Raw genomic sequence first — 13,559 nt, forward strand, 5'->3', positions numbered from 1 at the left:
ACTTGGAAATTTGTCAACCGGCCGAGGGAGCGGCTATCCAAGCCTGTTTCGGGGTCGCCGGACGGGCGCCTCCGGCGCCTCCCGGCGCACCGGTCGGCGGCTCGGAGCGGGGACCCCGCCGTCGGCGCCCCTCCCCCACCGAAGCGAGCACCTTCCACCCACGCCGACGGCACCCCGACATCGCCGCCGACCGGTGCGCCATCCGGCCCCTGCGGCGCCCGCCCGCCGGTCAGAGCGGTGCGCCGTCAGCACCTGCGGCGCCCGTCCGCCGGCCGTCGCGGGAAGCGAGGGCGGCGGAGCGTAGGGAGCGAGGAACGAGCGACGCGCTCGCGCAGTCCTAGATGTCGTTGGCGAGCTCGTCGTCGAGGTCGTCGCCCTCGTCGTAGTGCAGGTAGTGGACCGCGGCCTCGGGGTCGCCGTCGAAGCCGAGGCGCCCCTTCTCGAGGACGAGGACCCGGTTGCACATCTTGATGACGGACTCGGGTGAGTGGCTGACGTAGAAGAGCGTGCGGTCTCCGCTGTTGCGGATCTCGCGCATCTTCTTCATGCACTTGACGCGGAAGGGCTTGTCGCCGACGGCGAGCACCTCGTCGGCCAGGAAGATGTCGGAGTCGACGTGGATGGCGATGGCGAAGCCGAGGCGCGCCTTCTGGCCGGAGGAGTAGTGCCCGACCGGGCCGTCGAGGGTGGAGCCGAGGTCGGCGAACTCCACGATGTCGTCGAACTTGCGGCGCACCTCGGCCTCGGTCATGCCGAGGATCGCGGCGTTGAGGAAGAGGTTCTCGCGCCCGGTCAGCTGGTTGTGGAAGCCGGCGCCGGTGGCGATCAGGCCGGCGATCCGGCCGCGGGTGAGGATGCTGCCCTCGTCGGGGCGCATGACGCCGTTGATCATCTTGAGCAGCGTCGACTTGCCGGAGCCGTTGAGGCCCATGATGCCGACCGACTCGCCCTGCTCGACGGTGAACGAGACGTCGTCCACGGCCTTGAAGGTCTCGGTCGTCTGGCGTCCCTTGGCCTTGGCGACCGCGACCTCCTTGAAGGTGCGGTGGTAGCGCAGGGTGAAGAGCTTGGTGGCGTTCTCCACCACGATCGACGCGGCCATCAGAGGCGCTCCGGGATCTTGTTCTCGAGTCGGCTGAACACGTACTGGGCGGCAGCGAGCAGCAGGAGGGAGATGCCCACGATGATCGCGCCGTTGAGCAGCAGGTGGTCGGGCATCGCCGCGACCGCCTTGTGCTCGGGGTCCTCGACCGTGCCGACCCAGAAGGCCCGCTGGAAGAGCAGGACGGCGTCGGCGAGCGGGTTGTAGAGGTAGTACTGGGCGAAGCGGCCGAAGCGCTCGTCGACCATCGCGTAGGAGTACATCATCGGCACGCCCCAGCGCACGAAGTTGTTGAAGACGCTGACGATGTTGCCGAAGTCGCGGAAGAAGACGTTCGCGGCGCTGAAGAAGAGGGCACCGGCCAGGCCGAGGGTGCCGCAGATGAGGAGCCCGAGCAGCAGCGCGAGCAGGTCGACGGGCTCCGGCGTCCATCCGGACAGCGCCGAGGCGATCGCGAGGATCACCAGCTGCGGGACGACGTGGTAGAGCGAGACCAGCATGGTCGCGACGGGGAACATCTCCCGCGGCATCGCCATCTTCACGACGAGAGCACGGTTGCGGGCGATGGAGCGGGTGCCCGCACCGAAGGTCTCGGTGAAGAAGTGCACCACGATCAGGCCGGAGAACAGGTGGATCGCGAAGTTCGGGATGTCCGCGTGCAGGTTGAAGATGAACCCGACGACGAAGTAGTAGATGCAGAACTGCGTCAGCGGGTTGATGTAGGACCAGATCAGGCCCAGGAAGGAGCCCTGGTAGCGGGCGCTGATCTCGCGGCGCACCAGCAGCTTGAGGAGGTAGCGCTGACGCAGGACGCCCAGCAGGCCGTTGTCGGCGGACGGCGGCCGCAGCGGTGGCAGGCTCGCCTCGTCGACCTCGGCGGCCGTCATCGGTCCTCCCCCTCGGTCCACGGGGCGAAGGTCTTCTCCCAGGTCTCCGGGGAGGTGATGTCGCCGAGAGCGGCCCGGTACTGGGCGGCGATCTCGTCCCAGTCGCGGCGGAAGCGCTGGTGGAGCTGGACGGTACGACGCACCAGCGCCTTGTAGCGCTCCCGGTCACGCCGGTAGAGCGCAGCGGAGGTGCCGTCGTTCATCGAGACGACGGCCGAGTCGAAGCTGGCGATGCGGTACCACTTGGCGTCCATCGCGCGGATCTCGACCTCGGGGAACTCCCGGGAGAGCTCCCGCGGCTTCTTGAGCTGGCGGATCGGCGCGAGGCCCGCGGTGACCATCTTGGACAGCCGGCCGGGGACGTCGCTGAGGTCCTTGCCCTTGCGCGGCGGCTTCTCGCGGCGCACCGGCGGGAAGTCGTCGGGGTCGGCGTGCAGCTGGGCGTCGGTGAACTGCTTGCGGAAGGCGTTCACCTCGCCCAGTCGGGTGCCGAGCATGGCGTGCAGGCCGTGCGGGCCGGCGAGGACGTCCTCGAGCGCCTGGAGACGCAGCTCGACCGTGGAGTACTGCATGGAGACCAGGTGGGCCAGGTCGAAGGCGAAGCTCTCCTGCAGGAGCCGGCCGCCGCGCGGGTAGTTCGAGTGCAGCAGGGCGGCCACGAACCGGTTGCGCTGGTGGAAGTAGGCCTGCCAGTCGAGTGCGTCGTTCTTGTCCGTCCACGGGACGTGCCAGACCGCGGCACCCGGGAAGGTGACCGTCGGTACGCCGGCGGACTTGGCCCGCAGGCCGTACTCGGAGTCGTCCCACTTGATGAACAGCGGCAGCGACAGGCCGATCTCCTCGAGCACCTGGCGCGGGATCATGCACATGAACCAGCCGTTGAAGTCGACGTCCTGGCGCTTGTGCAGCCAGCGCGCCGAGCGCAGGTTGCGGGCGCCGAAGTCCCAGTCCTGGAAGCCGTCCCGCGGCGACATCCACCAGAAGCGGTAGGGCTGGACGATCTCGCCGAAGCTGTGCAGGCGGCTCTTGGCGTAGAGGCTGAACATGTGGCCGCCGACGATCGTGGGACGCCGGGCGAGGTCGCCGAAGGTGACCGCGCGGATGATGCCCTCGGGCTCGCAGACGACGTCGTCGTCCATCATCATCGCGTAGGTCGCGGTGCCCTTGCGGACCGACTCGAGCTGACCCCGGGCGTAGCCGCCGGACCCGCCGAGGTTGCCCTGCTGGAGCACGCGCAGCCGGCCGCCGAGTCCCTCCTCGGCGCCGGGGAAGAACTCGCTGTCGCGGACCAGCTGGGTGCCCTGCTCCATCACGAAGACGGTGTCGAGATAGGGCAGCAGCTCCTGCGTGCCGAGCTGGGCGAGCAGCTTGGCGCAGAAGTCCGGGCGGTTCATGGTCGTGATCGCGAGGTCGACGGTGCCGTGCTCGGCGCGGTCGGCCGGGACCGCGGCGGTCCACTCGGCCGACTCCACCGTCACGTCGCCGTGACCGGCCACGACGTCGTACCAGTACCAGCCGCCGTCGATGAACGGACCGAGGGTGAGCTCGAAGGTGAGGGTGGTCGGCCCCTCCGCCTCGGTGACGCCGCTGTCCACCTTCTGCTGGCGCCCGTTGGCCATCGACTTGTTGACGATGACGGTCGCTCCGGAGCCGCGCACGGTGACGGTCAGCGTCACCGCCGTGACCACGCTCCAGCGGCGCCAGTAGCTGGCCGGGAACGCGTTGAAGTAGGTGCCGAAGGACACCTTCTCCCCCGACGGGACGAGGACCGCCGTGCGGGACAGGACCTGGTCGGGGCGGACGACACGGCCTGTGGAGGTCTTCTGCCGGATCGAGGCGTTGTTGAGCTCCTTGGCGGCACGCGAGCCGCCGACGACGTACTTGTCCTCGTCGAGGTTGGGCTCCTCGCAGTCGAGGTACAGCGGGAGGACGTCGGGGTCCGTGTCGAGCGGCAGGATCTGCCGCTGGAGCAGCCGCTGGACCGTGGCCGCCCCGGGCTCGAAGGTGCTCATGCGTCGACCCCGCCGCTCTTCAGCTCGGCCCCGTCCGCGAAGTGCGGCCGCAGCGTGTTGTCGTACATCGAGAGCGCCGAGGCGATCGCCATGTGCATGTCGAGGTACTTGTAGGTGCCGAGGCGGCCGCCGAAGAGGACCATCGGCTCGCGCTCCGCGAGATCGCGGTACTTCAGCAGCTTGGCGCGGTCGTCCGCGGTGTTCACCGGGTAGTAGGGCTCGTCGGTGTCCTCGGCGAAGCGGCTGTACTCGCGGACGATGACCGTCTTGCCCTCGGGATAGCTGCGCTCGGGGTGGAAGTGCTTGAACTCGTGGATCCGGGTGTACGGCACGTCCGGGTCGGGGTAGTTCATCACCGAGCAGCCCTGGAAGTCGTCGACCTCGAGGACCTCGGGCACCAGGTCGACGGTGCGCCAGGACAGGCGCCCCTCCCGGTTGCCGAAGTACTCGTCCACGGGGCCGGTGTAGACGATCGGGACCTTGCCCTTGTACCGCTCCGCCACCCCGTCGGCGAGGAAGTCGGTGTCGAGGACGACCTCGATGTGGGGATGGTCGGCCATCCTGGCCAGCCAGGCGGCGTAGCCGTCGGTCGGCAGGCCCTCGTACTTGTCGTTGAAGTAGCGGTTGTCGTAGGTGTAGCGCACCGGCAGCCGCGAGATGATGTCCGCGGAGAGCTCCTCCGGCGCGGTCTGCCACTGCTTGGCCGTGTAGTGGGCGATGAACGCCTCGTAGAGCGGGCGGCCGATCAGCGAGATGCCCTTCTCGACGAAGTTCGCCGGCTCCTTGTCACCGAGCTCGGCGGCCTGCTCCTTGATGAGAGCGCGGGCCTCGGCCGGCGTGTAGGCGGCGTCGAAGAACTGGTTGATGGTGCCGAGGTTGATCGGCAGCGGGTACACCTGGCCGTCGTGGGTGCTGTAGACCCGGTGCTGGTAGCCGGTGAAGGACGTGAAGCGGTTGACGTACTCCCACACCCGCTCGTTGCTCGTGTGGAACAGGTGCGCGCCGTACTTGTGCACCTCGATCCCGGTCTCGGGCTCGGGCTCGCTGTAGGCGTTGCCCCCGAGATGGGAGCGGCGCTCGATGACCAGGACCTTCAGGCCGAGGTCGTTGGCGCAGCGCTCGGCGATGGTCAGGCCGAAGAAGCCGGAGCCGACGACGACCACATCGGGAAGGTCGGGGTTCGACGAGGTGACAGACACGATCGGTCAGTTTACGGACCTCGGCACCGGTTCCCCATTCGGACGCGCGGTCGCAACCTGTTCGCCCGTTGGGGGACGTGACGAATATCCTGTTCTGGTGTACACCCACCAGACGGCCGGTCGCGGCGCTCCCTCCTTCGCCCTCGCCTGGCTCGCCGGTCTCGGCCTGGCCGTCCTCACCGTGGTGTTCTCGCTGCTCGAGGACATCCCGATCCAGGACCCCGACAGCCTGATCCCGGGCTACATCCGCTTCCCGGCGATCGTGCTGGGAGCGATCGCGATCGACGTCGTCCCGCGCACCCTGCTCGCCGCGGGGCGGCCGGCCGGCGGCTGGCTGCGCCGGGCCCGCACGGCGTTCCGGACCGTGCTGCGCGAGCGCTGGCCGCTGTCGCACTGGAAGTTCGCGCTCAACGGCGTCATCGCCTGGTACCTGTGCTACGCCGCCTTCCGCAACGTCAAGAGCATGGCGCCCTTCGTGCACGAGAAGATCTACGACGACCCGCTCGCGGACCTCGACCGCTTCCTGTTCGCCGGCCACGACCCGGCCGCGGTGCTGCACGCCTGGTTCGGGACCGGTCTGGCCGCCCACTTCTTCTCGGCCGTCTACATCGTGTGGATCGCGCTGGTGCCCGTGTCGATCGCCATCGCCCTGGTCTGGACCCGGCACACCCGCGCCGGTGAGTGGTATGTCACAGCGGTGGCGGTGGACTGGGCACTCGGCGCGGTCCTCTACGTCCTGCTCCCCACCGTCGGGCCGATCTACTCCGACAGCAGCTCCTTCGCCGCCCTGCCGGAGACCTATGTCAGCAAGCTGCAGGAGAGCATGTGGGGCGACCGGGTGGCCGTGCTCGCCGACCCGGTCGGCGCCGGCACGCTGCAGACCATCGCCGCGTTCGCCTCGCTGCACGTCGGCATCATGGTCACCATCTGCCTGATCGTGGAGCTGGTGCGCCTGCCCCGCTGGGTGCGGATCAGCTCGTGGGTCTTCCTCGGCCTCACGATCCTCGCGACGGTCTACCTCGGCTGGCACTTCTTCGTCGACGTGATCGGCGGTGTCGCGCTCGGGGCCTTCGCGGTGTGGATCGCCGGCATCGCCACCGGCAACCGGGTCGGCCTGCGGGCGCGCCTGGTGCCCGACCCCGTGGCGGTCGTCAGCGAGCCGGGCGGGAGCGCATCCGCCAGCCATCCCGAAGCGCTCGTGACACGTTCCGTGCCTCGGCCCGACCACCCCGCAGCGGACTGAGCAGGACCACGCCGAGCGCGATCAGCACCGGCTTGAGCCGCACGAGCGGGTTCTCGCCGTACCGGAAGTGCACGACGAACAGGTTGCGGTACATGTAGTACCCCTTCCAGCCCGCCAGGTCGTGCTGCTGGTCGAAGTCCAGCTGGCGCACGAGCACCGCGTCCCGCACCGCCCGGATGGCGAAGCCCGCGCGGCGGGCGCGGATCGCGAAGTCCACGTCGTCGTAGAAGATGAAGAAGGACGCGTCCGGCAGACCGATCCGGTCGACCACCTCGCGGCGGACCAGGAAGCCCTCGAAGGCGACGTTCTCGACCTCGACCGTCGCGGGCATCGCCGCCCGCGTCGGGTACGTCGAGTCGATGCTGGCCGTCTTCGGCCGGATGGCGAGCGGGTTGCGCAGGTCGAAGCGCAGCGCCGCCTTCTCCACGAGCGCTCCCGAGCGGTCCTCGCGCACCGCCATCAGGCACGAGCCGTCGGCCTCGAGCAGCCGGGTCAGGCAGTCGGGGGCGGGGACCACGTCGTCGTCCATCAGCCACATCACGTCGTACCCGCGCTCGTGGGCGGTCCGCAGGCCGAGCCGGAAGCCGCCCGCGCCGCCGAGGTTCTCCGTGGTGTGGATCGGCACCAGCCCGGGCAGCGAGCTGCGCGCGAGCACCTCGCGGGTGTGGTCGGTGCTGGCGTTGTTGACGACGAGCACCGCATCCGGCGCCCGGTCGAGGGCGGCGAGACCGGCCAGCATCCGCTCGAGGAGGTCGGCGCGGTTGTAGGTGACGACGACGACCGCGACCTGCTCGGGCCTCCCCGACTTGCCCGGCTTCCCCGTGCTCACCGTAGATATCTCCGGTGTCCGGTGAAGTCGCCGCGCAGCCCGGCGACGGCCGCTCGGGCGCTGAGCGGGATGCGCGCCGGCTGCGGCTTGGTGAAGAGGTAGAACCACACCGTCTTGAGCCAGAACAGCAGCACGTGCACCCACCCGCGGTAGGCCCGCAGGTTGAGCGTGTTGTTGCGGGCCATGCAGTAGTGCTTGAGCTCGCTCGGCGTGTGGTTGTAGGTCGTGCGGCCGAACATCATCGGCGTGCCGAGGTCGTCGGTCGCCGGGTGGAGGAAGTGGGCCTCGACCACCGTGGCGATCCGGGCCCCGGCCCGCTGCGCGCGCCACAGGTACTCCACGTCGTCGCCCCAGATGAAGAACTCCTCACGGGGCAGCCCGATCCGCTCGACCAGCTCCCGGATGACCAGCACCCCGTTGAACGGGATCACCACGTCGTCGATCAGCCCGTCCGTCGCAGCCGCCTCGGCGGCGGCCATCTCGTGCACGACGCGGGTGCCGCCGGGCAGGCGGATCGGGAAGCAGAGCCGCGCCGGGTCCTGCTCGGCGAGGACGGCGGGGCCGCAGAACTCCAGCCCGTCGCGCTCGACCCGCGCGCGGAGCAGGTCGAGGCAGTCGGGAGCCGGCAGGCCGTCGTCGTCCATCAGCCACACCAGGTCCGCTCCCTCGCGCACCGCCCACTCCAGGCCGTGGTGGAAGCCGCCGGCGCCCCCGGTGTTGGTCGCGAGGCTGCGATGGGCCACGCGGGCCTCCCCGAGACCGGCGAGCCACTCCCCCGTGCCGTCGGTCGAGGCGTTGTCGACCACGAGGACCCGCTCGAGCCCCGGGACCTCCAGCAGGCGCGCGAGGAGCCGCTGCAGCATCGCCAGCCGGTTGAAGGTCACCACCACGGCCTGCACGCGCACGGAGCAGACCCTACTGGCCGGGGTTGCCGCTGCTGTCGCGCCGCCGACCTCACGACTCGTCGGTCAGCAGCGCGTCCGGGTCGAGCCGCGGCGGGATGGCGGCGAGGGCCGCCTGGACCAGGGCGGTGCGGGCCTTGACCTCGACCGCGCGGCGTACCCGGCCGCGCCCGGGCCCCGCGAGGCCGCTCACGACCTCGGCGACCTGCCGGTCGTCGTACGTCGGACGGGTGCCGGGCGCGACGTCGACGTCCGGCAGGGCGACGAGCACCGGGAGCACCTGGTCGCCGAGGGCGTCGAGGATCTTGAACCGCTGGTAGCGGTCCATCTCCTCCCAGGCGGTGTCGACGTCGACGCCGCGCTTGCGGAGGCGGCGGTCCGCGGCCAGCACGGCCTTGGCCGCCCCGGCGAGTGCCGCGGTCAGCTCGTGCTCGGTGAAGCGCATGGGGCTAGCCAACAGCACGGGGCCGCCGACGTCCCGCGCGAGGGTCCCGTTACCGTGGACGCCGTGGACACCGCCGCCGTGCTGACCCTGCTCCAGGACGTCGCCGCGGAGGTGATCAACCCCCGCTTCCGGGCGCTCGCCGACGAGCAGGTCGCGGAGAAGAACCCCGGCGACCTGGTCACGGTCGCCGACCACGAGTCCGAGGCGCTCATCACGGCGGCCCTGCAGGCCGCCTACCCGGACGCGCTGGTGCTGGGCGAGGAGGCGATGGCGGCCGATCCCGGCCTGCTGGAGCGCTTCGCCGACGCCGAGCACGCCTTCACCGTCGACCCCGTCGACGGCACCAAGAACTTCGTCCATGGCTCCCCCGACCACGCCGTCATGGTGGCCGAGGTGCTGCGCGGCGAGGTGACCCGCGGCTGGATCTGGCAGCCGCAGCACGCGGCGTCGTACGTCGCGGAGCGCGGCGGCGGGGCCTGGCACAACGGCGAGCGGTTGAGCGTCGCCACCGCGCCCCACGGCGTCCCGTTCCGGACCGCGCGCCGCTCCTGGGTGGGCCGCGAGCTCGACGGCCTCGGCGCCCTGGAGCTGACCTGGGCCTGCTGCGGCATCGACTACCCGCACCTGATCGCCGGCGACGCGCGGGCGCTGCTCTACAGCCGCAGCATGCCGTGGGACCACCTGCCCGGCGGCCTGATCCTGGCCGAGGCCGGCGGCGTCATCGGCCAGCACGACGGCTCGCCGTGGCGCCCGCAGGCGCTGTCCGGCGGCCTGGTCGCGGCCCCCGACCGGGCGACGTACGACGCCGTGGTCGCCGCGCTGCCGCTCTGAGGCCCCCGCCGCGTCCTCGACCGGGGCGGCGTCAGCAGGCGGCGGCGACGTCGTCTGTCTCGTTGGCGACGTAGCCGTCGTTGCGGGAGCCGAGCGAGCCGCCGGTGACCGCTCCCGCGCCGTTCCCGGACTTCTCGCTCCGCGCCGTGTCCTCGCCGGAGCCGGCCGCCTGGTCGGCGTCACCCGCCTGGTCGGAGCCGTCCGCGTGGGCAGCCGCCTTGTCCGCCGCCTGCCGCGCGGCCTTCAGGTCGCCCTCGGCGCGGTCGATCGCCTTGCCGACCATCCGGTGGACCAGGTCGATGTCGGGGTTCGCGGTGTCGATGCGCGGCGGCACCAGGGAGACCGAGGAGATCTTCTGGGTCCGCGCACGCAGCGCGAGCTCGACGAAGTCGCTCAGCGCGCCGCCCGGGATGTCGGTCTTGATCATCGCACTGGAGGCCCGTGCGATCTCCTGGAAGTTGGTGAGTGCCTGCTTCGGGCTGACCTGCGAGGCGAGCGCGGAGAAGACGCACTTCTGGCGCGCCATGCGCGAGTAGTCGTCGGAGCCCTCACGGGCCCGGGCGTACCAGAGGGCGTCGTGGCCGTTGAGCTTGCGCCGCCCCGGCTCGATGTAGCCGGTGACGTCCTTGCCCAGGCCGCCGACGGGGATCCGCTGGCGCACGTTGAGGGTGACCCCGCCGAAGGCGTCCACCAGGCGCTCGAAGCCGCGCATGTTGACCATCACCCAGTAGTTGATGTCGAGGCCGGTGATGCCCTCGACCGCCATCACGGTGGCGTCGATGCCCGGCGTCTCGGAGTCGGGGAAGAGCTCGGTGTGGTCGCCGACCCAGGTGCTGACGCCGTTGAGATAGCAGTCGTCGCAGTCGAAGCCCTTGGGGAAGTGCTCGTCCATCACGCTGCCCTCGCGGAACGGGAAGTTCTGCATGTTGCGGGGCAGGCCGATCATCACGGTGCGACCGGTGGTGGCGTCGACGGAGGCGACCGTCATCGAGTCGGTGCGCAGGCCCCAGCGGTCCGAGCCGGAGTCGCCGCCGATGAGCAGGATGTTGTAGCGGCCCTGGTGCGCGGTGCCGAGGTCACCGTCGGCGAACATCGTCAGCCACTCCCGCTGGGCGGCGGCGAGGTGGGAGCCGAAGAGCAGGGTGCCGGCGACGGAGAAGCACAGCACCCCGTTGACGCCGACGACGGCACGGCGGTGCGGCAGCCGGAGGCTCAGCGGCTGGCCGATCCGCCAGGCGTCGACGAACAGCGCGGCCCAGCCGAGGGCGCCGAGGATGAGGTAGAGGCGGATGACGAGCATGGCGGTCGGGCTGAACGCGAGGGACAGCGCGAAGCCGTTGTCGAGCCAGCTCCAGACGCCGACGACGAGCAGGGTGCCGAGGGAGGCGAGCCAGACCCGTACGGCGAGCAGGCCGACGGCCCGGTTGCCCGCGATCAGCTGCGCGGAGCCCGGGACGACGAGCGTGAACGCCATCAGCGTCAACGCCCGGCGGAAGCGCACCCGGGCAGCTCGCTCGTCGACGGCGATGCGCGCGTCGCTGGGTCCGGGCTGAGGCACCCGCCCAGTATCACCAGTCCCACCTGTCACGCGGGTGACGACGCGCCGACGGCTCAGGCCGCGGCGACCGATCCGGCGAGGCGGGCGATCTCGTCGGCGGACGCGTTCGCACCGGTGCAGACGACGGCGACGAGGCCGTCCATCCGACGGGCGAGCGCCCCGGCCAGGGACGCGGCGCCGGCTCCCTCGGCGAGGGTGTGGGCGCAGGTCGCGAGCAGGCGGGCGGCGTCGTCGATGGCGTCGTCGTCGACGAGCACGAACTCGTCGAGCCGCTCGCGCAGCACCGCCTGGGTGCGCGGATAGCCGGTGGTCGTGGCGAGCCCGGCCGCACGTGTGGTCGCGGGCGCGGTCTCGATCGCCCCGCTGCGCCAGGACCGCCAGCCGGCGGGGGCCGCCGCGGACTGCACGCCGACGACGCGGCAGTCCGGCGCGAGGACGTCGCGCACGAGGCAGGCGCCCGCCGCGCCGGTGCCGCTGCCGACCGGGACGAAGAGCGCGCTCAGCTCGGCGCCGGCGTCGGCCGCCTGACCGAAGAGCTCGAGATAGGCCGTCGCATGGCCCAGCACGATGCGCGGGTCCGTCGGACAGACGAACGAGGCGCCCGTCTGCGCGGCACGGGCCCGGGCGTGCTCGGCCGCCTCGCCGAGACTGGCGCCCACGAGGACCACCTCGGCACCGAGGGCGCGGACGGCGTCCCGCTTGGCCGCGGGCGCGCTGGCGGGCATCACGACGGTCGCGCGGACGCCGGCCAGCCGGGCGCCGTACGCGACCGACTGGGCGTGGTTGCCCGTGGAGCAGGTCACCAGGCCGTGCGCCCGCTCGGCGTCGGTGAGCCGTGCCGCGAGGTGGACGCCGCCACGGACCTTGAAGGCCCCGGTGGGCAGCACGTTCTCGTGCTTGACCAGCACGGGGCGCCCGAGGGCGCGGTCGAGCAGCGGGTGGGCCTGCAGCGGGCTCGGCGCCAGCTCCGTCCGCACGATCTCCGCGGCGGCGAGCACCGCCTCGAAGGTCAGCTCGGCTGCGGGGTCGGACGAGGGATCCGACGAGGAGGCGGTGAGGGGGCGGCCGGGCATGGGTCCATCGTCCGCGGTGGACCACCCATCGGTCCAATAGTTCTTTTCGAGCCTTTCCATCGATGCTCTCGATCATTATCCTGCCAGCATGATCGACCTGCGCCGCCTCGAGGCCCTCGTCGCCGTCCATCGCACGGGCTCGGTCTCGGGCGCCGCGGCCCAGCTGCACTACGGCCAGCCGACGATCTCGCACCACCTGCGCCGGCTCGAGGCCGAGACCGGCAGCGTGCTGCTCCAGCGGGTCGGCCGCGGGATCCGGCTCACCCCGGAGGGCGAGCGCCTGGCCCGGCGCGGCGAGGAGATCCTCGGCCTGCTGGCCCGTGCCGAGGCCGAGCTCGCCGCGGCGACGAGCCTGCAGTCGGGCCGGGTCCGGCTCGCCGCCTTCCCGTCGGGCGCCGCCACGCTCGTGCCGGACGCCATCGCCCTGCTCGCCGGCCGCCACCCGGGCATCCGCCTCGACCTCGTCGAGGCCGAGCCGCCCGAGGCCTACGAGCTGCTGCGCGCCGGCCGCGTCGACCTCGCCCTGACCTTCGCCTATCCCGACCAGCCGGAGCCGGAGCAGGTCACCTCGGTCCCGGTGCTCGACGACCCGCTGCACCTGGTGACCGCTGCGGCGGGCGCGCCGGCGGCGGGCCCCGTCGCGCTCGACGCGTACGCGGGCTCGGACTGGATCACCGGCTGCGAGCGCTGCCGTCGCGAGCTGCTCTCGCTCTGCGCGGACGCCGGCTTCACGCCGACGATCGCCTTCGCCAGCGACGACTACGTCGCGGTCCAGTCACTCGTCGCGAGCGGGCTCGGTGTGACCGTGCTCCCGGGACTGGCCCTGCGCGCCCACCAGCACCGCGACGTCGTACGGAGCCCGCTGAGCGCCCATCGCCGGGTCCAGCTCTCGACCTACGGGGCGCCCCCGCGACCGGCGGCGGTCGACGCCGTGGCCGGGGCGATCGCGGAGGTCGGCGGGGCGCTCAGGGGGTGACCCGCCCCGCCTCGATCTCCCGGCGCCGGGCGAGCCGGTGCGCACGGCGGATCTCGGCCTCCCGCAGCCGGCGACGGTCCTCCTCGGTCTCGGGCTCGAGCGCGGGGACGGGGCGGCCGCGACCGGCTCCGTCGACGGCGACGAAGACGAAGTAGGCCGACCCGACGTGCAGCACCTCGCCGGCGGCGTCCCACGGCTCGGTCTCGATCCGGACGCCGATCTCCATCGACGAGGTGCCGACCCAGTTGACCTGGCCGAAGGTCCGGATGATGTCGCCGACGCGCACCGGCTCGAGGAAGGCCATCTCGTCGAGGGCCGCCGTGACCGCCGGACCGCCGCTGTGCCGCTGTGCCACGACCCCGGCCGTGGAGTCGGCGAGCTTGACCACCTCGCCGCCGTGGATGTTGCCGAGCAGGTTGGCCTGGGCGCGCGAGGTCAGGGTGGCCAGCTCGATGCGGGAGTACGACGGCGTGCGTGCCGCGACGATCTCAGTCACGCCGCT

13 protein-coding genes are annotated in these 13,559 nt (G+C 71.6%); 3 read left to right on the forward strand and 10 right to left on the reverse strand.

Features of this window, described 5'->3' with window-relative positions:
- Window positions 1–337: 337 nt before the first annotated feature.
- Genes ACJ5H2_RS15620 through glf form a run of 4 tightly spaced genes read right to left on the reverse strand, consistent with a single transcriptional unit; the run spans window position 338 to window position 5,200 of the window.
- Window positions 338–1,102, reverse strand: coding sequence for an ABC transporter ATP-binding protein (locus ACJ5H2_RS15620; RefSeq protein ID WP_408896339.1), 765 nt, complete (start codon window positions 1,100–1,102; stop codon window positions 338–340).
- Window positions 1,102–1,989 carry an ABC transporter permease gene (locus tag ACJ5H2_RS15625; protein WP_408896340.1) on the reverse strand — a complete coding sequence of 296 codons (888 nt, stop codon included), beginning with the start codon at window positions 1,987–1,989 and terminating at the stop codon, window positions 1,102–1,104. The genes ACJ5H2_RS15620 and ACJ5H2_RS15625 overlap by 1 nt, the downstream gene beginning before the upstream one ends.
- Complete coding sequence (locus tag ACJ5H2_RS15630; protein WP_408896341.1) at window positions 1,986–4,001, reverse strand: glycosyltransferase; 2,016 nt, start codon at window positions 3,999–4,001, stop codon at window positions 1,986–1,988. The genes ACJ5H2_RS15625 and ACJ5H2_RS15630 overlap by 4 nt, the downstream gene beginning before the upstream one ends.
- A complete protein-coding gene (gene glf / locus ACJ5H2_RS15635; RefSeq protein WP_408896342.1) occupies window positions 3,998–5,200 on the reverse strand; it encodes a UDP-galactopyranose mutase in 1,203 nt (400 codons plus the stop codon). Before glf ends, ACJ5H2_RS15630 begins: the two co-directional genes overlap by 4 nt.
- Before the next feature lie 97 nt (window positions 5,201–5,297).
- On the opposite strand from glf, the gene ACJ5H2_RS15640 reads away from it, so the two are divergent.
- Complete coding sequence (locus ACJ5H2_RS15640) at window positions 5,298–6,443, forward strand: phosphatase PAP2 family protein (RefSeq protein ID WP_408896343.1); 1,146 nt, start codon at window positions 5,298–5,300, stop codon at window positions 6,441–6,443.
- Here ACJ5H2_RS15640 and ACJ5H2_RS15645 read toward each other — a convergent pair.
- The 3 genes from ACJ5H2_RS15645 to ACJ5H2_RS15655 are packed head-to-tail and all read right to left on the reverse strand — an operon-like array spanning window position 6,352 to window position 8,619.
- Window positions 6,352–7,272 (reverse strand): glycosyltransferase family 2 protein, encoded by a 921-nt coding sequence (locus tag ACJ5H2_RS15645; protein ID WP_408896344.1) that lies wholly within the window; start codon window positions 7,270–7,272, stop codon window positions 6,352–6,354. The two genes, ACJ5H2_RS15640 and ACJ5H2_RS15645, sit on opposite strands and share 92 nt — an antisense overlap.
- Complete coding sequence (locus ACJ5H2_RS15650) at window positions 7,269–8,177, reverse strand: glycosyltransferase family 2 protein (RefSeq protein ID WP_408896345.1); 909 nt, start codon at window positions 8,175–8,177, stop codon at window positions 7,269–7,271. The genes ACJ5H2_RS15645 and ACJ5H2_RS15650 overlap by 4 nt, the downstream gene beginning before the upstream one ends.
- Before the next feature lie 49 nt (window positions 8,178–8,226).
- Entirely contained in the window at window positions 8,227–8,619 is a 393-nt protein-coding gene (locus tag ACJ5H2_RS15655) for a hypothetical protein (RefSeq protein ID WP_408896346.1), read from the reverse strand.
- Between the two features lie 63 nt (window positions 8,620–8,682).
- Here ACJ5H2_RS15655 and ACJ5H2_RS15660 point away from each other — a divergent pair, with 63 nt between their 5' ends.
- Window positions 8,683–9,450 (forward strand): inositol monophosphatase family protein, encoded by a 768-nt coding sequence (locus ACJ5H2_RS15660; protein ID WP_408896347.1) that lies wholly within the window; start codon window positions 8,683–8,685, stop codon window positions 9,448–9,450.
- 31 nt (window positions 9,451–9,481) lie between these two features.
- On the opposite strand, the gene ACJ5H2_RS15665 is transcribed toward ACJ5H2_RS15660, so the two are convergent.
- Together ACJ5H2_RS15665 and ACJ5H2_RS15670 are read right to left on the reverse strand one after the other, a co-directional pair.
- Window positions 9,482–11,008 carry an LCP family protein gene (locus ACJ5H2_RS15665; RefSeq protein WP_408896348.1) on the reverse strand — a complete coding sequence of 509 codons (1,527 nt, stop codon included), beginning with the start codon at window positions 11,006–11,008 and terminating at the stop codon, window positions 9,482–9,484.
- Window positions 11,009–11,061: 53 nt separating this feature from the next.
- Window positions 11,062–12,081 (reverse strand): threonine/serine dehydratase, encoded by a 1,020-nt coding sequence (locus tag ACJ5H2_RS15670; RefSeq protein ID WP_408896349.1) that lies wholly within the window; start codon window positions 12,079–12,081, stop codon window positions 11,062–11,064.
- Between the two features lie 88 nt (window positions 12,082–12,169).
- On the opposite strand from ACJ5H2_RS15670, the gene ACJ5H2_RS15675 reads away from it, so the two are divergent.
- Complete coding sequence (locus tag ACJ5H2_RS15675; protein ID WP_408896350.1) at window positions 12,170–13,057, forward strand: LysR family transcriptional regulator; 888 nt, start codon at window positions 12,170–12,172, stop codon at window positions 13,055–13,057.
- On the opposite strand, the gene ACJ5H2_RS15680 is transcribed toward ACJ5H2_RS15675, so the two are convergent.
- On the reverse strand, window positions 13,047–13,553 hold the full coding sequence (locus tag ACJ5H2_RS15680) for an acyl-CoA thioesterase (RefSeq protein ID WP_408896351.1): 507 nt from the start codon (window positions 13,551–13,553) through the stop codon (window positions 13,047–13,049). The two genes, ACJ5H2_RS15675 and ACJ5H2_RS15680, sit on opposite strands and share 11 nt — an antisense overlap.
- Between the last annotated feature and the right edge of the window lie 6 nt (window positions 13,554–13,559).

The sequence above is a fragment of the Nocardioides pymetrozini genome (assembly GCF_046058985.1).
Lineage (GTDB): Bacteria > Actinomycetota > Actinomycetes > Propionibacteriales > Nocardioidaceae > Nocardioides.

Coding starts and splice junctions, on each gene's coding strand:
- ACJ5H2_RS15620 (WP_408896339.1), bottom strand. CDS start 1,102: ATGGCCGCGTCGATCGTGGTGGAGAACGCCACCAAGCTCTTCACCCTG.
- ACJ5H2_RS15625 (WP_408896340.1), bottom strand. CDS start 1,989: ATGACGGCCGCCGAGGTCGACGAGGCGAGCCTGCCACCGCTGCGGCCG.
- ACJ5H2_RS15630 (WP_408896341.1), bottom strand. CDS start 4,001: ATGAGCACCTTCGAGCCCGGGGCGGCCACGGTCCAGCGGCTGCTCCAG.
- ACJ5H2_RS15655 (WP_408896346.1), bottom strand. CDS start 8,619: ATGCGCTTCACCGAGCACGAGCTGACCGCGGCACTCGCCGGGGCGGCC.
- ACJ5H2_RS15670 (WP_408896349.1), bottom strand. CDS start 12,081: ATGCCCGGCCGCCCCCTCACCGCCTCCTCGTCGGATCCCTCGTCCGAC.
- ACJ5H2_RS15675 (WP_408896350.1), top strand. CDS start 12,170: ATGATCGACCTGCGCCGCCTCGAGGCCCTCGTCGCCGTCCATCGCACG.